We start from the raw sequence: 21,767 nt of genomic DNA on the forward strand, positions 1-21,767 counted from the left end.
TAGGTTAGGATGGCGGGCTAACGGGTATAAAACCTATCAGTACGACTATATGAGTCGATCGAAATTCGCTCATGAGGAATTAGGTTGAAAGGAGATATGTAACCATGGATTCTGTGCTGTATTTGGGCTTGGCCGTTATATATGCCGTGCTGTTTCTGTATGGGTGCGTGCTGCTGAGGCGGGATGCGTCACCGGGGCTTCGGTACTTGCTGCTGATCGTAACGGCCGGACTGGTCTGGGATAACGGCGTGATCGGCATCGGGAAATACATGGGGGAAGGAGATCTGCTGGAGGGGCTTAACGTTGCGCGTTTCTGGGTGCATGCGTTGGCCACGCCGCTGCTTGTGCTCGTGTCGTTCGACCTGATACGCAAGGCCGGAAGCCCTTGGGCCAGCAGGCCGGCCGCCGCATGGGGGGCCTGGCTTTTCACCGCAGCGCTGATCGTGCTCGAGGTGGTGACGGAGACCTTGCCGCTCAAGCTCCAACCATCCATGGAGTACGGAGCGCTGCGTTACGTTTCGTCCGAATCCGGGGGGCCGCCGCTCATGGTGATCCTGATTTTGATCCCGCTGCTGACGGCAGGCATTATCGTATGGCGGAGAAAAAAGACGCCGCTGCTGTTCATCGGCACGGTGCTGATGGCTGCCGGGAGCGCCATACCGATCCCAATCGAAAGCTCGGCTGCCACGAACGTGTTCGAGCTGCTGCTCCTCTTGTCCCTGTGGCTGACGGTACGCAAGCTGGCCTCCGCCCGTACGTTGTCTTTTCGCTAGTTCCTGCTGACACCGCGCTCGCCATCCAGATGTGCGCGGTTTTTTGGCATGTCCCGCCTTCTTTCGCTTGTTTAGCTCCCGCACCCATTTCCGACTAGCATCTGGATGTACCCCGCAGCTTCATGATGTACGTAAGCCGATTGGCATAGCGCCACATTCAGCAAACCTTCAGCTTAGCCTAACCCTGGCATAACCTTCCCCTAAGACTGCTTTCAGATTCCGTCCCTATACTTCAAATAGCAAGACAAACCATGATCCTAGAAGGAGAGATGACGATGAATCCGATAAGCAAAAAAGTATTAGTAAGCAGTATGGCGGCAGCGATCGTGCTGGGGGGAGCCGGGTATCTTCAGAACAAAACCATTGCCGCGGCGAGCACGGATACGGCAGCCGCGGCAGCTCAGGACGGTCAGACGGGAACGGACACAACGGCTTCGGATGCAGCGAAGAACCGGGAAGGGAAGTGGATGGGTCATAAGGCGGGCGGACCTCGGGGCGGCAGCATCGTGAAGGAAACGGCCGAAATCCTTGGGCTGACGGAGGCCGATATCCGGACGGCGCTTGAAGCGGGCAGCACGTTTGCCGAAATTGCCGAAGGCAAGGGAATGGCCCAATCCGCGTTTGTTCAGAAGCTGATCGAGCTGGAAACCGTCAAGATCGAGGAGCTTTTGAGTGAGGGCGGCATTACGGAAACTCAAGCAGCCGAGTGGAACGAGGGTCTGAGCGATCGTCTTACCCAAATCGTAGAGAGCAGCGACGCCGGTTTGGGGAAAGGTCATGGCAAAGGAGGACGAGGGTTCGGCAAATTCGGCAATCCGGAAGAAATCGCGGCATTGCTCGGAGTGTCGGAGGACGAGCTGAAGGCCGGAATGGAAGAAGGACAATCGTTGGCCGAGATCGCGGCGGCGAAGGGAATGACGGAGGATCAACTGATTCAGAAGCTGAAAGATCAAATGACCGAGCCCTTGAAGCAATGGGTGAACGAGAAGCATACGGACGCTGATAAGTCGACTGCGGCTGCGGGAGAAACGGATGAGGATACGGAATAACGATTGAATCGAGATTGGATTGCTGAAGAGACTGGATGGTATTCTATTAAGAATACATTCAGTTTCTTTTTTTATATATAAGAAAGTCATCATTTTTTTTCTCACAAAGTGTTGACCTTAACGTTACGTAAAGGTGTACATTGAGTTTGTCAGGAGGTGAAACCATGGAATACACGGTGCAGAAGCTTGGGAAGTTGGCGGGAATAAGCACGCGAACCCTCCGTTATTACGATGAGATCGGGATTCTGAAGCCGGCCAGAATCAACTCGTCGGGGTATCGGATTTACGGGCAGGAGGAGGTCGATCAATTGCAGCAGATCTTGTTTTACCGGGAGCTTGGGCTGCAATTGGACGGTATCAAAGAGATTATGACCTCACCATCCTTCAATCGGACCAAGGCGCTCCAGGAACACCATGCGCAGCTCCTAGACAAGAGAAGGCAACTGGATTTGCTGATTACCAATGTGGAGAACACGATAGCCTCCGCCGAAGGGAGAAAAACGATGAGTGACCAAGAGAAATTCGAAGGATTCAAGCAGAAGCTGATTGATGATAACGAGAAGAAATACGGTAAGGAAATTCGCGAAAAGTATGGCGACGAAACTGTAAATCAATCCAATGCCAAGCTGAAAAATATGACGCAAGCGCAGCATGATGAAGTAACGCGTCTGGCGGAGGAGCTGTACGAAACGCTGGCCGAAGCGTTTAAGCAGGGCGATCCTGCCGGCGAGCTGGCCCAGAAGGCGGCCGATCTTCACAAGCGTTGGCTCACCTTTTATTGGAATGAATACAGCAAAGAAGCCCATGCCGGCCTAGCCCAGATGTATGTTGACGATGAGCGGTTTACCGCCCATTATGACGAGAAGCAGCCTGGAACCGCCAAGTTCCTCCGCGATGCGATTCTCATCTACACAGGTATGAATCCCTCGTCATAAACAGGGATGAATAGAGGATTATCATATTTTTTGTAAAAGCCCTTCCTGCGGTTAATCCGCTTCGGAAGGGCTTTTTCATTTGGAATTTCTTGAGCATTTCATGCCAAGTTGTCTTTAGAGCAGAGGAAACTGATGATGGTACGACCTCGTATTTCAGATAGATTTTATTGCGCATTTCACAGAGACTTATTATTTCTCAAGGTTGAGAGAGATAATAAGCATATTCCAATGGTCTACTATAAATTTTGCGTTTAATACTTTTAAGGTCTTTGTATATATTTTTTTGGGGTTTTCCGTTAAGTTCAATAATCCATAACTCTCTTTGCTCGTCTAACACAAAATCGACACTCAATTCTCCCAATGAACCCATATGAATGTCTGCTTCATGTGCGGCCGCTACACTTACCTCATACAGAGATCGGAGGATTTTATTCATTTTCTCCGGCAAAAATAATCGCGGAAGAATTTCTGAAACTTCATAAATGCTTTCACACATACTCGTGTTAAAGTAATGTTCATAAGCCACTCTACATGTAATGATGGAAACCGTCCATTCTCCAAGAATATCTTTTTGAACAAGGACCCGGATATCAAAATACTGATGATCAAATTGACTCATATGGATCCCTTGCTGAACCATGTATTCCGTTAGTCCGAGAAGTTTATCCAATTTTTCCTGAATGCTTTCGTTTTTTCTGCAAATATATCTTGGAGCCAAGCTGTGCAAAGAGATGTGAATATCTCCATTATCCGTTAGTTCAACCCGATACACAGACTTCCCCTTAGATCCGTATAAAGGCTTAATGTATAGTAGTTTATATTTCTCTAATAGTTCTGATACATTCACTTCATTATATAAAAATGTGTCCGGCACATAAGCTTTAAGATCTGACTGTTGTAATAGGTTATGGAGATCCCATTTATTAAAAAAATTGATATTGTTGAAACATTTGTTTCTACCAATCGCCTTCTCTAGTCGTTGAATGGTTATTAATTTTTTGTTAAAACACCGGTTATAGACAACATGAGGAAATGGGAACGAACTTTGTTTCCATATGCCCTTTTTCAGGCTAAGTCCAATAATACGTTGTTCATCCCAAAGAATATCTGCCGGTGTAAAGGCGTAAAGTTTTAGGTTTAGATTGTGATAACGTTCATAAAGCTCCAAAATTCTTTTTCTGCTGTTCCTTTTAGCTACCAGAATACCTATTAAAGGGCCATTCTCCAATCTCATCACTCCCATGACTTCGATATCTCGTATTATCTAATGCCAGCAGAGACATAATGCTATGGGACAAGAGCATAGGTGAACAGAAAATCAGCAATTGTAGTGCTCTATTTGCCTATTTTTCAGTTGATAGGTATTTGCCGTGTTTACCTTTTTAAGCTCTTAATATGATAAATTACTTTTGATAACAGGGAGATGAGACCATGGGAAGGTGTAATTGTCCACCAGGACCTCCAGGACCACCAGGACCTCCGGGACCTCCGGGACCTCCAGGACCCCAAGGACCGCAACTGCTTCAAGAACTTGGAGGAGCAATTGCAGCAGCTGGACCCGCAGGACTTGCAGGAGCACTTGGACCCGCTGGATTAGAAGGACTTGTAGGAGCCATTGGCGAAGCTGGACCTGAGGGACTTGCAGGGGCACTTGGACCCGCAGGACTTGCAGGAATCGCAGGAGCACTTGGACCCGAAGGCCTTGCAGGGATTGCAGGAGCAATTGGCCCTGCAGGACTTGAAGGTATTGCAGGGGCAATTGGCCCCGCAGGACTTGCAGGAATTGCAGGAGCGATTGGCCCCGCAGGACTTGCAGGAATTGCAGGAGCGATTGGCCCCGCAGGACTTGAAGGTATTGCAGGGGCAATTGGCCCCGCAGGACTTGCAGGAATTGCAGGAGCGATTGGCCCCGCAGGACTTGCAGGAATTGCAGGAGCAATTGGCCCCGAAGGACTTGCAGGGCCAGCAGGGCCAGCGGGGCCAGCAGGGGCAACGGGTGCAGCAGGGCCAGCGGGGCCAGCAGGGGCAACGGGTGCAGCAGGACCTGCGGGGGCAACGGGTGCAACAGGTGCAACAGGTGCAACAGGTGCAACAGGTGCAACAGGGGCAACAGGGGCAACAGGTGCAGCAGGAGGTGGAGGATTAATTCCATTTTCAACGGGTATCATCCTCGTTGGAGCTGAAGTAGTATCGGCTGCTCCAATTTTAATGGGTTTTGGCAGTAGCACGGTTGAAGTTATTAACGCTTCTGGAGAATCAACTATGCCACCCGAAGCAGGTGGTTTTGCTTTCCCAATTCCCTTTGCGGGTACCGTTCAAGATTTACAAATAAGTGTAGATTTATTGGTTGCTTCTGAGGTTTCTATAAACACTCTCGGTCTTCAATATGATTTTACAGTATTCCGCGCACCGTCAGTTCCTAATAATGGGATTGATCATAGTTCTTCACCTTACCTGACAACTTCGCTGACTAGTTCAGTTAGATTCGGAGCTCCGAATACGGTCATTACACCTGGTAACCCAACCGGTTTCCGTACCGCAACGAATAGAAATGTTGGGGGATCATTGGTGGTCGCTGAGGGTGATCGGATTGGTATTCGTGTAAGGACGCTTGCTGAGACTGATCCCTCGGCAGCTGATATTACCCAACTCTCATTCAGCGCCAGTCTATCTTATACTCCTTTTTAATAAGAGTCTCCTGTATTGTACTCCTCTATTTGTTACAGGGGAGGTAAATGATTCAGGAAGTGAATCGCCACTGCCTTTGTATAATATTGACATCATACAAAGGCAGTAGTCCCCTATGTTACACAATCCATCCTCTGATAAGCAATGATATATAATGAATGTGGAATCGTTACGGTTGCAACGTGTTGCAGCTGCTGTAACGATTTTTTTGATTTTATTGTAACATTTGCGGGATCGCCCGTTGTCTATGTGAGTACCAATGTGGAGAACACGATCGCCTCCGCGGAAGGGAGAAAAATCATCAGTGACCAAAGCAGCCTTGTCATACCGACAAGACCCTTTCCCTGCGCTAAACCCGCGGAGGAGAGGGTCTTTTTTTATAGAGATCCCTTGAAGGATCTTGAGCTGTTCACCCTGCCTACCTCTTCCACAATTAACCTCTTGTCTCCAAGGGGGGAGTAATGGTTAGATGTAACATGGGCTATTTTTCACAAACCTACACCATGGGTGATGACATATATATAGTGAGGGTAGAGAATGGATCAAATTGTACAGCAGGTAGTTACTATCTTTAACGATTTTCTATGGTCTAAACTGCTTATCGTATTGCTGATAGCGTTTGGCCTTTATTTTACGGTGGGCACCAAGTTCCTGCAGTTTCGCCTGATCGGCGAGATGTTCCGGGTCATCCGCGAACCCAAGAGCAAAACGAAGGGCAGCATTTCCCCGTTTCAGGCGTTTGCCATCAGCATGGCGGCCCGCGTCGGGACCGGGAACATTACCGGCGTTGCCCTGGCTATCTCGCTTGGGGGGCCGGGGGCCGTATTTTGGATGTGGATCATCGCGATCATCGGATCGGCCTCCAGCTTTATTGAGAGCACATTGGCGCAGATTTATAAGGTAAAGGATGGAGCGGGCGGATTCCGCGGAGGTCCCGCCTATTACATGCAGCAAGGTTTAAAAAAGCGGTGGATGGGCGTGCTGTTTGCGATCCTGATCACTTTGTCCTTCGGTCTTGTGTTTAACGCGGTTCAATCCAACACGATTACGATTGCTTTCCAGAATTCCTTCGGCACGGATCGTTTAACCCTCGGAATCATCATGGCGGTTGTTTTTGCGGCCATCATCTTTGGCGGAGTGAAGCGAATTGCCAAAATGTCGGAGCTGATCGTCGTGATTCTGGCTGTGCTGTATGTCGGTGCCGCGTTGTTTATCGTATTGGCGAACATCACCAAGCTGCCGGAGGTTTTTGCGCTAATCGTCAAAAGCGCATTCGGTTATGAGCAGGTCGTCGGCGGATCGATCGGTGCCGCGCTCATGAACGGGATCAAAAGAGGCTTGTTCTCCAACGAAGCCGGCATGGGGAGCGCACCGAACGCAGCGGCGACCGCAACGACAAGCCATCCGGCGAAGCAGGGACTGGTTCAGGCGCTGGGCGTCCTGACCGATACGCTGGTCATATGTACAAGCACGGCATTCATTATTCTGTTTACCGGCGCATACCAGCAGACCGGCCTTGATGGAATCGCCCTGACGCAGGCTGCCCTGGCCATGGAGATGGGCGCGTGGGCATCCGACTTCCTGGCAGTCATGATTTTCCTGTTTGCGTTCAGTACCTTGATCGGTAACTATTACTACGGGGAAACCAACATCGAATTTTTGAAGTCGAATCGGGTTAGGGTATGGATCTATCGGGTTTCCGTGCTGGCCATGGTCATCTTCGGATCGGTGACCAGCGTGAAGCTGGTGTGGGATTTGGCCGACCTCTTCATGGGATTGATGGTAATCGTGAATCTCATTGCCATCGCGCTGTTATCCCGAACGGCCTTTGCCGCGCTGAATGACTACTTGAAGCAGAAGCGGGCAGGCCTCGATCCGGTCTTCACTAAAGACAGCATCAAGGGGCTTCAGGATGTGGAGTGCTGGGATGAACAAGACAGCCCAACCACGAAAAGCGCCATAATCGAATAACGTAAACGGAATCGCTACGGTAGCTGTTGTTCTAGCTGCTGTAGCGATTTTTTATTTTACCGTAACATTTATGGGATCAAACCGTTGTCTAAATGAGAAGGGGGAGAAGATACGAATGCTGCATGTTAATCGGATGACCTGGCGGACAAGGGCAACGCTGCTCTTTAATGCTTTATTAGCTGCGTTGGCCGTGTTTCTTACTTATGTCTTGTATTATATAGCCGTCCAAATTTACTATGAAAAAAATGACCTGAACGATAAATTTATAAGGTCTGTCATGACGACGGTTGAATTGCATGAGAGTGGACTTATGGTAGATAAACGCAGCTTGTCTTCGGTAGAAGTGACGCCCTTCCTCACACAGAAGAAATCGCTGAAAGTGTATAAGGATGTGGGGGAATGGCAGCTGATTGTCGGAGAGCTTCACGCGAAGAAGAGGTTATGGGGAGAACTGACCTATTCCGTTGAAGAACAGGGGCCTTACCTGAACCGCGAAGAAAGGGACCCTTATGTTCTGCATTCTGCGCTTCTGGATGGTGGGAAGATTACAGACTCCTCTCATCCGAATGGTGCAATGAACCAGTTAGAGAAACTGGAGGACGGCAACGTAGCGGAATTATTCTTCTCGCTTCGAACGTTGAAGTCACCGGAGCAGGTTTTGGAGCTCCTGTCGGATTATGATGTTCGAGCGACCAATATGGCTGTTTATGCTGGTGAACTGAGGGAAATCAAACTGGGTACTTATAGCTCTAGCGGGGCTGGTCACACGATCCCCCATCTTACGTTAAGACCTAGACTTCAGTTTGACGATAACCATTTCCTTTCTGCATGGCATACTTTTTTCTCATTGGAGGCAGGAGTATCGGACGATGTGCAGCAGCTGATCGCCGACGTTGAATGGATGACCAACAATATCAAATATAACGGCGTGGATGAAGACAAACAGCGGCTGGCTTACTTAAAGAAAAATGGGGTTCAAGTTTACGGAGCGACCGTTACGGGACCTGTGCGGGAGCTGGAGAAGCTGAAGGAGGAGTCGGAATTCTGGGGATTCCGTTTGGGCCGCATCGAGGTATGGAATTGGAGCTAAGCCAGCTTGCGCTGGCAACCTTTGCATATGTCCCCGAATTTCTTCCATGCTATGATCCATTCCGAGAAAATTTGGGGGCAACAGTGATGGGAGGAACGATTCGTACAGGGAGCGTCTCCTAACAGAAAAAGGGGGACCCGTCAGATCTAAGATCTTTTGGGCGCCCCTTTTTAGTTCAAGAATAAGTAATACTAGACCATGCCGCTAAGCAGCTCTCATCAATTACGTTAAATATTTATCCCGCAAAATATTCATATGATGAAGCTCATGCCCTGCAATGACATAGGCGGCCGCCCGGGCGGAGAGCGGGTAATTGTTGAACGCGCCCTGACGCAGCAGCGCTTCCTCCGTCAAGCTCCCAACCAGCGTAATGGTGGACTGCCTGACGGCAGCGTAATCTTTAAGGGCCTCGCGTAACGGAAGCTGGCCGAACGGGGAATTCTGAACAAAAATCTCCCGGTCGTACCCTGAAAATTCACGGGCATCCCCGCGCGCAATGTAGAGAATGCGGTAGCTCCATAAACGCTCTACATCGGCGATATGGCCGACCACCTGCTTGAGACTCCATTTTCCTTCCGCATAGCGGAAATTAGCTTGTTCTTCCGTCAGATCGCTCAGCGATCTTAACGTCTCGTCATGCTGCCGCTGCAAGATCTCGGCAATATGGCCTTCAGGGACAAGCGATACGTATTTTTCGCCGAGGGGCAAATATTCGTTAGCATTAGGCCTTGTATTCATAACAAGTTCCTCCATATCCAATGATTAAGAGCTCATGTTAAAATTATGCCGCCAGGTCCGAATGAATGTATGTATGAACGGTCAGGTTGCTTGGGCCCAGATCAGATGGATGATGCCGTTCCAATAGCGTTCCGTCTTGACGATGTTCAGATCCGAGGCATTCACGATATCGATCATGTCCCGGTTATAATGACACCCTGATATCCGCCGTGCCGCGGGGTTGACGAAATGCTGCACGGCGCCGAGCAGCCGGTTCGTGCTCATGCCGTGCTCCAGCAAATAAATGCGGCCGCCGGGTTTGGCCCAGCGGTTGATGTTGTTCAATGCCTTTACCGGGTCTTCATAGCCGCATAGCGACAGGGTGGAAACCACGCAGTCGTAGGAACGTTCCGGCAGCTCCAGGGTCTCGATGTCCCGTTCCAGGAAAGTGGCCCGAATGCCAAGCTCGGATGCCATTTGGCGCGCCCGGGTTAACATCTCGGGACTAAAATCGACGGCCGTTACGTCCACCGTATCAGGATGATAGAAGGGGAAGTTGGCGCCGGCGCCGACAGCTACCTCGAGCACTTTGCCCTCAACCCCCTGAAGCAGTCGCTGTCTCCATTCTCCGAGTTTGCGCTGCCTGGTGTTCCTTTCATATATAGGAGCTTGTTTATTGAACTTTCGGATGAGGGAATTCTTATTCACGCGGAATTCTCCGGGCAACCCCTGTCTTGACCGCTGCTTTCACGACAAGCTCACGAATGGCCTTTACGACGTTCTGGTTGAACACGCTCGGAATGATATACGACGGGTTGCGTTCCTCGTCCGATACGGCGGATGCAATGGCTTCGGCTGCGGCCAGCTTCATTTCCTCATTAATCGTAGTTGCTCTGCAGTCCAGGGCTGCGCGGAAAATACCCGGGAAGCAGAGGACGTTATTGATCTGGTTCGGATAATCCGAACGTCCGGTCGCAATGACGCCCACAATATCTTCGACCTCTTCGGGTCTGATCTCCGGCGTAGGGTTGGCCATCGCGAATACGATCGGTTGATCAGCCATGGCTTGTACGTCTTCGCGGCGAAGCAGGCCGCCTGCGGAAAGGCCGATGAACACGTCGGCACCTTGGATCACTTGGCGCAGGGAACCTTCGACTTTGTTCGGGTTCGTATGCTCAGCATACCATTGCCACATACTATTACTGTATTCTCTTCCAGCAACCAGCGCACCTTCGCGGTCGACGCCGATGATGTCCTTAACGCCGGCCGACAGGAGGATTTTACTGCATGCCACCCCGGCAGCCCCGATTCCGCACACAACGACCCGAACGTTATCGATGGATTTTCCGACGATTTTCAGGGCGTTGATCAGCGCAGCGTACAGAACGACCGCCGTACCGTGCTGATCATCGTGGAATACGGGGATATCCAGCTCGTCGCGCAGTCTCTGTTCAATCTCGAAGCAGCGCGGAGAGGAAATGTCCTCCAGGTTAATGCCGCCAAATGCCGGCGCCATCGCTTTGATGCAGGCTATAATCTCTTCGGTGTCCTGGGTGTCAAGGCAAATCGGGAAGGAGTCTACGCCGGCCAGCTGTTTGAAGAGCATCGACTTCCCTTCCATGACCGGCATGGCCGCATAAGGGCCGATATTGCCCAAACCGAGCACGGCGCTTCCGTCCGAAATAACGGCCACCGTATTTCTTTTAATCGTGAGCGTGTAGGCTTTTTTCGGATCCTCCTGAATGGCCGAGCATACGCGGGCCACATCAGGCGTATAGACGCGAGATAGGTCATCGCGGTTTTGGATAGGGATTTTGGGCTGGGTTTCGATCTTGCCGCCGAGATGCAGCAAGAAAGTGCGGTCCGAAACATTGACGAGCCGAACGCCTTTTAAATGTTTTACTGTATTTGTAATTTTTTCGATATCGACGCTGTCGGTGACCGTAATGGTAATATCGCGTACGGTAATGTGGCCGCTGGCTTGAATGACGTCGATGGCAACCATGTCTCCCCCGGCTTCAAATATGGCGGATGCAACTTCACCGAATTTGATCTCTTGAGTATTCATTTCTAGTCTGAGGATAATGCTCTTTCCTCCGAGTCCGTTGTTTTCCATTGTTACCTCCAAATGTTTGATCGATTTCGTCATTCTCAGTGTATGTAGTTATGCAAAATGTTAACGTTATCATAGTTCGCTGAGCAGTGGTCAATTTCCTGTTTCACCGTAAAGAAACCGTGATATATATAAGAAGAATTTATTGGAAAAGGGGATTCCAAGGAAGTATAATCGAAAGCATCTTATTGCGAAGGAGAGAGCTGCCATGAATGCCAGAATCGAGGAGCTTGAAAAACGTTTGACCACCCAGCATCATAAGGATCTGTTCCTTCAGATGAAACATACGCTGCAGGCCGTCGACGATTTGGCCGAACAGCACCGGGTTTACCAGGCCGTTCAGGCACTTAGTGGCACACGCATCGTTGGAGCGGAGGAGAACGTGTATTTTGACACGTTGAATCAGGTCAAGGAACAGATTATTCATACCCTGGAGCTTACGATCGAGGATTTGGAGCATAAAGGGGATAAACATTACAAGAAGCATTTTAGGGACGGCGTGGAATAGAGTTGCTTCGCGGTCTGAACGGATCGAACAGCATGGATGAAAGCATGATTCCCCCAGGGGAGGCATGCTTTTTTTTGCGATTTTATTCTGCAAGTTCCGTGTGTTTTCATAACATTTCAGGTTACATATTTATCCAATTTCATTGAAATGTGTAACAAATCGTTGATTAGTGTTATGGGATACGACTTCCAGATGCTTTAAAATAATGATAGTACTGGTAAAGCTTGGACAATGATTGTGGAAGATTTCCAAGTTCAGTCAAGTTATCTGTAAGTTAAGAGGGCAACTACTGTATCAAAGAAGGGGAGGTGGCCTGAGCAGCCGGAGGTTGTGTAAACGCTTTATTTATTATCTTTTATATTAAAGGAGGATTAATTGTATGACTTTAAGTTTGCCGAACAAAGCTTGGCTCAAGAATTTGATCATTGCTGGTTCCACGATGTTGTTGATGACCTTGTTCATGGTTTTATTTGCGGATAAAGCTTCTGCCCACGGATATGTCGATTCTCCAGGAAGCCGCGCCATTCTGTGTAAGCAGGGGCAAAACACCGATTGCGGCGCCATCGTGTATGAGCCGCAAAGCTTGGAAGCTCCTAAAGGCTGGCCGAACGCAGGTCCCGCCGATGGCAAAATCGCGAGTGCAGGCGGCGCGTTCCCTAAACTCGATGAGCAGTCCGCAACTCGCTGGAGCAAAGTAAGCATTTCCCCGGGAACCACGACGTTCCAATGGCATTTGACGGCCAACCATGCGACGGCAAGCTGGAAATACTACATTACGAAAGACGGCTGGGATCAAAATGCTCCGCTGAGCAGAGCTTCGTTCGATCTGACGCCTTTCTGCTCCATTAACTACGGCGGCGTAAAACCTCCGACAAACTATGCATCCACATGTAACGTTCCTGCCAAGTCCGGTTACCATGTCATTCTGGCGGTATGGGAAGTAGCTGACACGGCTAACGCTTTCTATAACGTCATCGATGTAGACTTCGGCGGTGGCGGCGGAACTCCGAACCCAGGCGTTCCTGCACCGACGGGACTTACTTCCCCATCCCAAACAAGCAGCAGCGTATCCTTGGCATGGGCAGCTTCCACCGGGGCTTCCAGTTATGAAATCTACCGTAACGGATCCCTTGTGGGTACATCGACTTCAACCTCTTATACCAACACGGGGTTAACCGCAGGAACGTCCTATACGTACACTGTAGTAGCCGTCAGCAGCTCAGGCAGTAAATCATCGGCATCGGCTCCGCTTACGGTTTCAACATCCGGAAGCTCCACGACCTATCCGGCATGGAGCGCAACGGCCGTTTATTTAGGCGGCAGCAAAGTCAGCCACAATGGCGTGAACTATGAAGCAAGATGGTGGACTCAAGGCGAAACACCTGGATCTGCCGAAGTTTGGAAGGTTATCCCTTAAATCGATCGTTTGACAGGATCCGGCGTCTAATGACTGCCGGATTTTTCTTAGGCTTTAGCCAGTTGAGTGCGTGAACCGCGCGAAACAAAGAACCACCCGCTATGCGGGTGGTATATTTCCTTTTTTTACTTCCACTAATAAGTATAGAGGAGATAGCTTCTAATAAGCGTAGAGGAGATAGCTTCCGTCGGCTGCGCATTGACCCTGATGGCTTGGAATTACCTATAGAAATATTGTGGGTTCACTGACCGTCGATGTTCTTCCTTCGATGATTTCATGACTTTCGCCAACTTAAACGGACCCTAGTTCCGTTATTCAAGATCATAACCCGATTTTTCACAATGTACCGGACTCCAGATCCGCTATTATGATAAATACGGGAGCAAATACCGATTAAAACAGCAAATAAGGTCCGCTGGGTCCGCTAAAGTTACTAAAAGGGTTGTTTTCGATGAAATAAGGTATTCTGAGTCCGTTAGGAAGTCCTTATACCAAAGAACAAGTACATCGTCCGCACTGCTCCCTGTGCTCCCTGTGCGCACGGTGCGTGGTCCGGGGCATGCTTGGATTGGCTGTCGAGCGTTGAGTTTTGGACATATTGAATGACATGGCGATTTATTTATGGACGTTCCGTGAATTTCTGCTTATTGCTCTTTTGGTCTAAGCAGGGATCGCGAAAAAAGCGAGTATGGATGGTAAACATAGCAGTGGAATATAAATGAGCAAGCCGCTGGCGAGCAGCAGCTTGAAAAAGGCACCCCCGGGGTGCCTTTCGTGCTTTCTGCAAGAAGTATGTTCAGGCAATGCCAAGGTATGCAAAGGTACGAAGGTATGCAAAAATATGCCGGTACGCCAAGGTACGCAAAGATACGAAGGTATGCCAAGGTCCGCCAAGGTCCGCAAAGATACGAAGGTATGCAAAGGCATGCCAAGGTACGCAAAAGTACGAAAGTATGCAAAGGTGCCAGGTACGCAAAGGCATGCAAAGTTTGCTAGTCTCAAACCCTGTAAACGGTGATGCCCCGATCCTGAAAAGGCTTGACATCCGAGTCGGAAGCCTCGCTGCCGGTAACGAGGGTATGAATGGCGCTGTTGGGAGCGACCGTATGCAGGGACAGCTTGCCGATCTTGCTGTGGTCGGTGACTACGACAATTTCACCGGCGGCCTGAATCATGTTCTGCTTGGCCGGGACGAGCAGCGCCTCCGGGTGCATGAGGCCATGCTGGGGATGCAGGGCAGGGGTGCCGATGAACGCTTTCTCAACATGCAGGGATTTCAGCACATGGTCGGTAAACATGCCGTTTAGCATATAGCTCGAGGGGTACAGCTCCCCGCCGGTCAGGATGACTTTGATGCCCGGAGCATCGCGAAGTTCGACGGCGACGTTCATATCGTTGGTTATGACGGTAATGTCCGAGCGGTGCACAAGATGCGTAGCAATATGAAGGGTGGTTGTCCCCGAATCGATGATGATATTTTCCCCGTCTTCCACGAGTGAAGCCGCGAGCTGGCCGATGCGTATTTTTTCGTCCCGATGAAAGTTGGTTCGTTCATTAAAGGATGGCTCGTTATGCGTCCATTGCTCCATGATGACTCCGCCATGCGTGCGCTTCAAAGCGCCTTCCTGTTCAATCTCCGCCAGATCGCGGCGAATGGTGGCCGTGTGGACGCCGAATTCGGATGCCAGGGCGGCAACCGTTGCCGTACGGTATTGCCTTACGTAATCAATGATCCTTTTCTTTCGTTCGTGTGCCAGCAATCGATAATTTCTCCCTTCCTATTTGGACAATGAGCAGCAGAGTGCGTTTGTACATACAATGCGCACTTTTGCTTTTTTATGCTTATGGGCTCCATATCTATCTAGTGTACTCCCGTTATGTTAATGCCATGTTAAATCCCTTGCTGCGAAGCGAATTTACACAATCCGTACGAAGGCCTAACACTCTCCTAATATTGCAGATCTACAATCGAATTAAATAAAAATGAACAAAAGTGATCATTACATGTGCATTTGATGCGTACTTATTATCAGGTGCATGTAAGGGATTTCATGTTATGGAATCGTTCATTTTTTCGCTTGTCATGACAGCATCATTACACATTGGTGAGGGGGATCGCTCTTGGCATCCATTGAATTTGTGAAAGTGAGCAAGTCGTTTGATCGTCAAACCGTCATACAGGACTTGGATCTTACCATCGAGGACGGAAAATTCACCGTGCTGGTCGGCCCTTCAGGGTGCGGGAAAACAACGCTCCTAAGGATGATTGCGGGCATAGACCCTCAAACCTCCGGTTCCGTTCTGATCGACGGCAAGGATGTCACGCGCATTGCACCGGGGAAGCGCGGCGTGGCCATGGTGTTTCAGAACTACGCCATTTACCCGACGATGTCGGTCCGCGAGAATATCGAATTCGGCCTCGTGAACAATAAGGTTCCCAAAGCCGAGCGTAAGCGCCTGGTGGAAACCATAGGGGCAACCGTGGGACTGAACGATTATTTAGACCGCAAGCCCTCCACCTTGTCCGGCGGGCAACGGCAGCGGGTGGCTTTAGCCCGGGCCATGGTTAAGGACCCGTCCGTCTTCCTGATGGATGAACCGTTGTCCAATCTGGACGCCAAGCTGAGGGTTCAGATGCGGATCGAGCTGATCGAGCTGCACAAGAAGCTCGGGACGACCTTTGTTTACGTGACCCATGACCAAATCGAGGCCATGTCGATGGCGGATACCATCGTGCTGATGAACAAAGGGGTCATTCAGCAGGAGGCGCCGCCCGAAGTGGTGTACCGCAAGCCCAGCAATCTGTTTGCGGCCCAGTTTATCGGGGTTCCTCCCATGAACATTGCGCCGCTGGGGGACGATCGCGCGACGTTCGGGTTCCGTCCGGAAAGCGTCGTGATAGGCACGGAACCGGAATCGTTTCACTACACGGCCAAGGGCGAGGTCATCACGCGAGAAATGCTGGGCTCCGAGACGATTTATCAGGTGAAGACGACCGATGGTCATGCATTCATGGTGAAATGTCCGGATGACAGATACCATGTCGATCAGCAAGTCTGTCTCGGCGTGCCGGCCGACCAATTGTTTTTCTTCGGTCCGGATGAGAACCGGGTGGACGAGAAGGACAACCGCCACAGGGAGTTCATGGAGCGGCTGAGAGGGCTGGCCCATGGATAAGAGAAGGATCTGGGAAGGGATCAGGCCCTATGTGCTGATCGCGCCAGCCATGGCGGGTATCCTGCTGTTCGTGATGTATCCGGTAGGTTATTTGATTTACTTAAGCTTGTTCAAATACAACCTGATGAACAAAGACAAGAGCAAATTTGTCGGATTGGACAATTTCACGCAGATTCTGGGGCGCGGGGATTTCTACAAAGCACTCTGGAACACCTCCGTCTATACGGCTGGGGTCGTCATTTTGACCATGCTGCTGTCCCTGCTGATCGCCGTATGGCTGAACAAGAAAGGTCGTTTCAATTCGATCGTCCAGGCCGGGATTTTCACGCCGCACGTCGTATCCATCGTATCGATCTCGCTGGTCTGGCTGTGGCTGATGGAGCCGAATCAAGGACTGCTCAACTATCTGCTCAAGCTGGTTGGACTCCCGCCGTCGGCATGGCTTCAAAGCTCCAAGACCGCGTTGATGTCGGTCATTATCGTGTCGGTCTGGCAAGCCATCGGCTATTACACCCTGATTATCGTGGCAGCCTTGCAGAGCATATCGCCGAGCATTTATGAAGCGGCGGCGCTGGATAATGCGAGCAAGTTCAAGGTGTTTTACAAAATCACACTGCCGATGATTTCGCCGCAGCTGTTTTTTATTCTCATCATCATGACGATCGGCTCCTTCAAGGTTTTCGATACCGTTCAGGTGATGACAGGCGGAGGACCAAACAATGCAACGACGACGCTTGTGTACTACATATACGGATTCCGAACGACCAATATCGGTTATTCGGCCGCGACAGGCGTTGTGCTCATGGCCATTATCGGATTGCTCACGTTCATCTATTTCCGGCTCTTATCCAAGAAGGTCCACTATCAATAAGGCTATAAGGCTTTGGCCACGAAGAAAGGAGGCACGGTTTGAAGACCTTTGACTTAAAAATCGTATGGACGGCGCTGGGCTATTTGCTGAAGGCTGCAGTGCTCATGATTTTCATCTTTCCGTTCCTGTGGATGATCTCCACATCGCTCCAGACATTCCGGGAGACGATGACGTTTCCGCCGACGTGGATTCCGGCTACGCCGCAGTGGGGGAATTTCGCGGAAGCGATGAATGCGGGGCCTTTCCTGACCTATTTCAGGAACTCGGTTGTCGTCACCGGTTCCATCATCGTACTGCAGTTCCTGATCATGATTCCGGCCGCGTATGCTTTTGCCAAGTATAAATTCCCGGGAAAAACGCTGCTGTTCGGCATGATCCTGCTGGCCTTCATGATCCCGGGACAGGTTACGTTCATTCCGGTTTATCTGATGATGGCGGATTGGGGATTGGTCAAAACCCTGCTCCCGCAGATTATTCCGTTCGTTTCGAATGCCTTCGGCATCTTCCTGCTGCGGCAATACTTCATGCAGATTCCGGAGGAAATCATCGAAGCGGCCCGCCTGGATAACGCCAGCGAGTTCAAAATCATCCGGAAGATCATGATCCCCATGTCGAAGCCGGCACTCGCCACCATTGCGTTGTTCAGCTTCGTCAGTCATTGGAACGACTATTTTTGGCCGCTTGTCATGACCGATTCGGCAGCCGTCCGGCCGCTGACCTTGGGGATCGCCATGCTGCGGGAGACCGAGGGCATCAGCAACTGGCATATCATCATGGCCGGCAACGTGATTCTGGTGGTGCCCATCCTGCTTGTATATTTGTTCTGTTCGAAGCACATCGTGAAGGCTTTTGTTTATTCAGGCATTAAATAATTACAGGAAATGACAGGTTTCAGCCATTCATAATCGAATAATTAATGGAGGAATGAATCACATGAAATCCAAATGGTATACACGCCTATCCGTCATCCTGCTGTTCAGTTTGCTTGCCGCATGCGGTGGAGGAGGTTCGGCCGAGCCCGGCGAAGCACCGGGAAGCGGGGGAACCGAAGCCCCGTCCGGAGACAAGGGGAAAACCACGGTGCAGTTCTGGCACTCGCTGGGAGGCAAGAACGGGGAATACATGGATGCGCTCATTCAGCGCTTTAATGCATCCCATGAGGATATCGAAGTCGTAGGCACCTTCCAGGGCAGCTACGACGAAACGGTAACCAAGCTGCAGCAGGCGATTGCATCCGGCACCGGCCCGGATGTCAGCATGCTCGAGCGAGCCTACATCCAGATGTTCGCGGATTCGGAGGTCCTTGAGGATCTGACGCCTTTTCTTGAAGGCTCCGGCATCAGCGCAGACGACTTCACTGCCGGTTTAATGGGACACTCCACCTTCAATGATCAATTGGTGTCGCTACCGCTGAACCGTTCCACCCCGATCCTGCACGTGAACAAAACCTTGCTGGATGAGCTCGGGCTTCAAATCCCGACGACATGGGAGGAAATGAAGGAGATCGCGAACGCGCTGGTCGTCAAGGAAGGCAGCGAGTATAAGCGATACGGCGTCACGATGCCCTACGACACTTGGTATCCGATTGCCATGATTTCGCAAGCCGGCGGCACGTTCTTCAATGACGACAATACGTCGATCGGCTTTTCGGATAACGGTGCCGGTGCCAAAATGTTCACTTACCTGAAAGACCTGCAAAGCACGGGCGCTTTGTATTATCCGCCCGCTCAGGATTCCGGAAACATCGTAAACAGCATGTTTGTGGAAGGCAAAGTCGGGATGATGTACCAATCCACGGGATCGATCGGCGGATTGTCCAGCGCGGTGGATTTCGATTACGTGACGGCATTCCTGCCTAAGGACGAAGTGTATGCGAATCCGACCGGAGGCGCGAACGTGACGATGCTGTCTTCTTCCAAGAACAAGGAAGCGGCATGGGAGTTCATCCGGTGGATGGAGATGGAAGAGGAAGGCGCTCTTGAATTTATTTTGCAATCCGGTTACCTGCCTTTCACGAAGAAGATGGTGGAGTCGGAGAAGATCCAAGAACTTTGGGCCAAAGAACCGAACCGCAAAGTAGCCTATGATCAGCTGGAATTCGCTACGGATACCAATAAGGATGTGGCATGGCCTGAGATTATGCATGAGTTCTTCTCGGCCATGGAAGCGATCATGTATGACAGCAAGGATATCCCGGCAACACTGGATACCTTCAAGAAAGAGACGGAGCGGATTTTGGCCCAATAACAACAGGTAAAGGAGTGGCAGGATATATGATCGAACGACTACGGGAACCATCCTCTATGATGGTGGCTGCACATCGCGGGTATAAATCGGCTTATCCGGAAAATACGCTGCTGGCCTTTCGCAAGGCACTGGAGTTAGGCGTTGACATGCTGGAGTTTGATCTTCGGCTGACGAAGGATAAGGAGGTGGTGGTTATCCATGATGCAACGGTTCAGCGTACGACCAATGGTGCCGGCGAGGTAAGGGATTACACGCTTGCGGAGCTGAAGGGCTTAGATGCGGGCGGCTGGTTTGCCCGGGAATTCGAAGGCTTGAAGATCCCGACGCTTACGGAGCTTTGCGAACTGCTTCGGGAATACCCCGAGGTTCTGTGCAACGTGGAGATTAAGCCCAGTCCCGATGCCCAAGAGGCCGCCGACCTGGCGATGGACATACTGAACCGGTACGGGTACCTGCCGCGCTGCGTATTCACCTGCTTCGATGCTCAGGTTCTGACCTATATCCATGAAACGCATGGCCAGAAGACTCAGGGGTTTCCGGGCGAGAAAATGTCCGGCTTTGACTTCGGGGAGGAGGGCACCTACGCCAAAATGTGGGGGATCGGCGTGGAGATGTCACTGCTTACGCCGGAACTCGTTGCCCGGTTCCAGGCACAGGGTCTGCTGGTCTGGAGCTATTGCCCGGACGATGAGCAGGGCGTCCGGTATTCGCTGGAGTGCGGGGTTACCGGCATGACCTGCAATGACCCGCTGCCGGCGATGGCGGTTACCGGAAAGAAGGGTACGCGGATATGACCTCCATTTTATCGAACGTCCGGAGTCTAGCGGCGGATTTACCGGCCCATCAGCTTGCGAATCTGGACGAAGTAGAGCTGGTTCAGATCCAGCACGGAGCGTTAGACGAGGTGGCGGGCTACCTTGAGACGAAACGGTGGACCTCGGTGGTCATGGTCGTGGACGATAATACCTATGACCAGGCGGGCCAGAAGCTTTCGAATCTGCTCGCGAAATCCTCGATTGGGGTCCAGGTCACCCGGCTGCTTCCGGATCGGAAGGGAGATGTCATCGCGGATGAAGTATCCCTGGTCCAGGTCATATTGGATATCCAGCATAGCGGGGCGAAGGCGGTGCTGGCGGTAGGCGGAGGGACGATTCACGATATTAGCCGGTACGCCGCCTATACCGCGGGCGTTCCGTTCATCTCCGTACCTACGGCCGCATCGGTGGATGGATTTAATTCCAAGGGAGCGCCGATCATTATACGGGGCGAGAAGATAACGATTCCGGCCATCGGACCGAGCGCGATATTCGCGGACGTCGATATTCTCATGGCTGCTCCCTCCCAGTTAACCGCGGCCGGATTCGGGGATATGCTGGGCAAGTACACATCGCTGTTCGACTGGAGGTTTGGCAGTTTGGTGGCCGACGAGCCCTATTTGCAAATTTCGGCGGATATGACGAAATCCGCGCTCAGCCAGTGCGTGAACGCGGTGGAACAGATTGCGAAGCGGAGCGAGGAGGGCGTACGCATCTTGATGGGGGCGCTCGTCGAATCCGGACTGGCGATGCTGCTGTTCGGTCAATCCCATCCGGCTTCGGGTTCGGAGCATCACCTGTCCCATTATTGGGAGATGGAGTTTATCCGTCTAGGGAAGAAACAGCTGCTGCACGGTGCCAAAGTAGGAGCCGCTTGCGTGGAAATCTCGAAGCTGTATCATCGTATCGGAGAGCAGGGGATCGAGCTGAACGGAGGCTCCTCCCCGGGTGCGGAAGATATAAAACGGCGAATGGCGCTGCAGTGGAACGACATCCGGTGGCATATTACGCATCTCCCGGAGCCGGATGTGCTGGGCGATCTGATGCGCATGGTAGGCGGACCGGCCGGGGTGTCGGAGCTTCCGATCGGCGATGAGCTGCTGGAACGGAGCCTGGCTGAGGCCCACAAGGTTCGATACAGCCGCTACACGCTGCTCCACGCTTACAACGAACAAAGATCCTTGTTTGTCCATTAAGGCAGGTTAAGGGTCGACGAGTGAAATAAGGCTGTCCCTCAAGCAGATCCTTCTGCTTCAATGGGGCAGCCTTTTTGGCTTTTCTGCAGCTGTGCTTTGATTCCGCCCGGCCTTACGAAGACGGCCAGCGCCCCAAAGACTGAGGGTGGTGCCGCCGATGCCGATCACTAACAAGGTCTAAAGATATATGTAATTTCTTT

21 protein-coding genes are annotated in these 21,767 nt (G+C 51.2%); 16 read left to right on the forward strand and 5 right to left on the reverse strand.

The annotated features are described in order from the left end of the window. Window positions 1-104: 104 nt before the first annotated feature. The 3 genes from GYMC10_RS03855 to GYMC10_RS03865 all read left to right on the forward strand — a co-directional run bounded on the left by GYMC10_RS03855 (window position 105) and on the right by GYMC10_RS03865 (window position 2,757). Complete coding sequence (locus tag GYMC10_RS03855) at window positions 105-773, forward strand: hypothetical protein (protein ID WP_012818945.1); 669 nt, start codon at window positions 105-107, stop codon at window positions 771-773. A 275-nt stretch (window positions 774-1,048) separates the two neighbouring features. After that, window positions 1,049-1,822 (forward strand): hypothetical protein, encoded by a 774-nt coding sequence (locus GYMC10_RS03860; protein ID WP_012818946.1) that lies wholly within the window; start codon window positions 1,049-1,051, stop codon window positions 1,820-1,822. Window positions 1,823-1,986: 164 nt separating this feature from the next. Beyond that, on the forward strand, window positions 1,987-2,757 hold the full coding sequence (locus GYMC10_RS03865) for a MerR family transcriptional regulator (RefSeq protein WP_012818947.1): 771 nt from the start codon (window positions 1,987-1,989) through the stop codon (window positions 2,755-2,757). A 196-nt stretch (window positions 2,758-2,953) separates the two neighbouring features. Here the strand turns inward: GYMC10_RS03865 and GYMC10_RS03870 are convergent, their stop codons facing one another. Then, on the reverse strand, window positions 2,954-4,000 hold the full coding sequence (locus tag GYMC10_RS03870; protein ID WP_235201851.1) for a YheC/YheD family protein: 1,047 nt from the start codon (window positions 3,998-4,000) through the stop codon (window positions 2,954-2,956). Window positions 4,001-4,180: 180 nt separating this feature from the next. On the opposite strand from GYMC10_RS03870, the gene GYMC10_RS32435 reads away from it, so the two are divergent. From GYMC10_RS32435 to GYMC10_RS03885, 5 genes are all read left to right on the forward strand, one after another. After that, window positions 4,181-4,354 carry a hypothetical protein gene (locus GYMC10_RS32435; protein ID WP_187293010.1) on the forward strand — a complete coding sequence of 58 codons (174 nt, stop codon included), beginning with the start codon at window positions 4,181-4,183 and terminating at the stop codon, window positions 4,352-4,354. Window positions 4,355-4,372: 18 nt separating this feature from the next. Then, complete coding sequence (locus tag GYMC10_RS31520; protein ID WP_049788666.1) at window positions 4,373-4,903, forward strand: hypothetical protein; 531 nt, start codon at window positions 4,373-4,375, stop codon at window positions 4,901-4,903. Window positions 4,904-5,019: 116 nt separating this feature from the next. Beyond that, the gene (locus GYMC10_RS32160; RefSeq protein ID WP_144374198.1) at window positions 5,020-5,445 is read left to right on the forward strand and encodes a hypothetical protein; all 426 of its coding nucleotides are present in this window, start codon (window positions 5,020-5,022) and stop codon (window positions 5,443-5,445) included. Window positions 5,446-5,982: 537 nt separating this feature from the next. Next, window positions 5,983-7,416, forward strand: a complete 1,434-nt coding sequence (locus GYMC10_RS03880) for an alanine/glycine:cation symporter family protein (RefSeq protein WP_012818950.1) — start codon at window positions 5,983-5,985, stop codon at window positions 7,414-7,416. 115 nt (window positions 7,417-7,531) lie between these two features. Beyond that, window positions 7,532-8,506 (forward strand): anti sigma factor C-terminal domain-containing protein, encoded by a 975-nt coding sequence (locus GYMC10_RS03885; protein ID WP_012818951.1) that lies wholly within the window; start codon window positions 7,532-7,534, stop codon window positions 8,504-8,506. Between the two features lie 222 nt (window positions 8,507-8,728). On the opposite strand, the gene GYMC10_RS03890 is transcribed toward GYMC10_RS03885, so the two are convergent. The 3 genes from GYMC10_RS03890 to GYMC10_RS03900 form a co-directional block, all read right to left on the reverse strand. After that, window positions 8,729-9,244 carry a DinB family protein gene (locus tag GYMC10_RS03890; RefSeq protein WP_012818952.1) on the reverse strand — a complete coding sequence of 172 codons (516 nt, stop codon included), beginning with the start codon at window positions 9,242-9,244 and terminating at the stop codon, window positions 8,729-8,731. An 81-nt stretch (window positions 9,245-9,325) separates the two neighbouring features. Next, complete coding sequence (locus GYMC10_RS03895; RefSeq protein ID WP_012818953.1) at window positions 9,326-9,931, reverse strand: class I SAM-dependent methyltransferase; 606 nt, start codon at window positions 9,929-9,931, stop codon at window positions 9,326-9,328. Beyond that, a complete protein-coding gene (locus tag GYMC10_RS03900) occupies window positions 9,924-11,339 on the reverse strand; it encodes an NAD-dependent malic enzyme (protein ID WP_009590761.1) in 1,416 nt (471 codons plus the stop codon). Before GYMC10_RS03900 ends, GYMC10_RS03895 begins: the two co-directional genes overlap by 8 nt. A 205-nt stretch (window positions 11,340-11,544) precedes the next feature. Between GYMC10_RS03900 and GYMC10_RS03905 the strand changes: the two genes are divergently transcribed. Together GYMC10_RS03905 and GYMC10_RS03910 are read left to right on the forward strand one after the other, a co-directional pair. Further along, complete coding sequence (locus tag GYMC10_RS03905) at window positions 11,545-11,844, forward strand: hypothetical protein (protein WP_012818954.1); 300 nt, start codon at window positions 11,545-11,547, stop codon at window positions 11,842-11,844. 379 nt (window positions 11,845-12,223) lie between these two features. Then, window positions 12,224-13,261 carry a lytic polysaccharide monooxygenase gene (locus GYMC10_RS03910; RefSeq protein WP_012818955.1) on the forward strand — a complete coding sequence of 346 codons (1,038 nt, stop codon included), beginning with the start codon at window positions 12,224-12,226 and terminating at the stop codon, window positions 13,259-13,261. A gap of 998 nt (window positions 13,262-14,259) precedes the next feature. Here the strand turns inward: GYMC10_RS03910 and GYMC10_RS03915 are convergent. Beyond that, entirely contained in the window at window positions 14,260-15,021 is a 762-nt protein-coding gene (locus GYMC10_RS03915; RefSeq protein ID WP_012818956.1) for a DeoR/GlpR family DNA-binding transcription regulator, read from the reverse strand. A 361-nt stretch (window positions 15,022-15,382) separates the two neighbouring features. On the opposite strand from GYMC10_RS03915, the gene GYMC10_RS03920 reads away from it, so the two are divergent. The 6 genes from GYMC10_RS03920 to GYMC10_RS03945 all read left to right on the forward strand — a co-directional run bounded on the left by GYMC10_RS03920 (window position 15,383) and on the right by GYMC10_RS03945 (window position 21,567). After that, complete coding sequence (locus GYMC10_RS03920) at window positions 15,383-16,438, forward strand: ABC transporter ATP-binding protein (RefSeq protein ID WP_012818957.1); 1,056 nt, start codon at window positions 15,383-15,385, stop codon at window positions 16,436-16,438. Then, window positions 16,431-17,309: a carbohydrate ABC transporter permease gene (locus GYMC10_RS03925; protein WP_012818958.1), complete on the forward strand. Its 879-nt coding sequence runs from the start codon at window positions 16,431-16,433 to the stop codon at window positions 17,307-17,309. Before GYMC10_RS03920 ends, GYMC10_RS03925 begins: the two co-directional genes overlap by 8 nt. A 38-nt stretch (window positions 17,310-17,347) precedes the next feature. Next, window positions 17,348-18,181 (forward strand): carbohydrate ABC transporter permease, encoded by an 834-nt coding sequence (locus tag GYMC10_RS03930; RefSeq protein ID WP_012818959.1) that lies wholly within the window; start codon window positions 17,348-17,350, stop codon window positions 18,179-18,181. Between the two features lie 61 nt (window positions 18,182-18,242). After that, window positions 18,243-19,556, forward strand: coding sequence for an ABC transporter substrate-binding protein (locus GYMC10_RS03935; protein WP_012818960.1), 1,314 nt, complete (start codon window positions 18,243-18,245; stop codon window positions 19,554-19,556). Window positions 19,557-19,582: 26 nt separating this feature from the next. Next, window positions 19,583-20,350, forward strand: a complete 768-nt coding sequence (locus GYMC10_RS03940; RefSeq protein ID WP_012818961.1) for a glycerophosphodiester phosphodiesterase family protein — start codon at window positions 19,583-19,585, stop codon at window positions 20,348-20,350. Next, window positions 20,347-21,567: a sn-glycerol-1-phosphate dehydrogenase gene (locus tag GYMC10_RS03945; RefSeq protein ID WP_012818962.1), complete on the forward strand. Its 1,221-nt coding sequence runs from the start codon at window positions 20,347-20,349 to the stop codon at window positions 21,565-21,567. Before GYMC10_RS03940 ends, GYMC10_RS03945 begins: the two co-directional genes overlap by 4 nt. Window positions 21,568-21,767 lie beyond the last annotated feature (200 nt).

This window comes from Paenibacillus sp. Y412MC10 (assembly GCF_000024685.1).
Taxonomy (GTDB): Bacteria; Bacillota; Bacilli; order Paenibacillales; family Paenibacillaceae; genus Paenibacillus_AQ; species Paenibacillus_AQ lautus_A.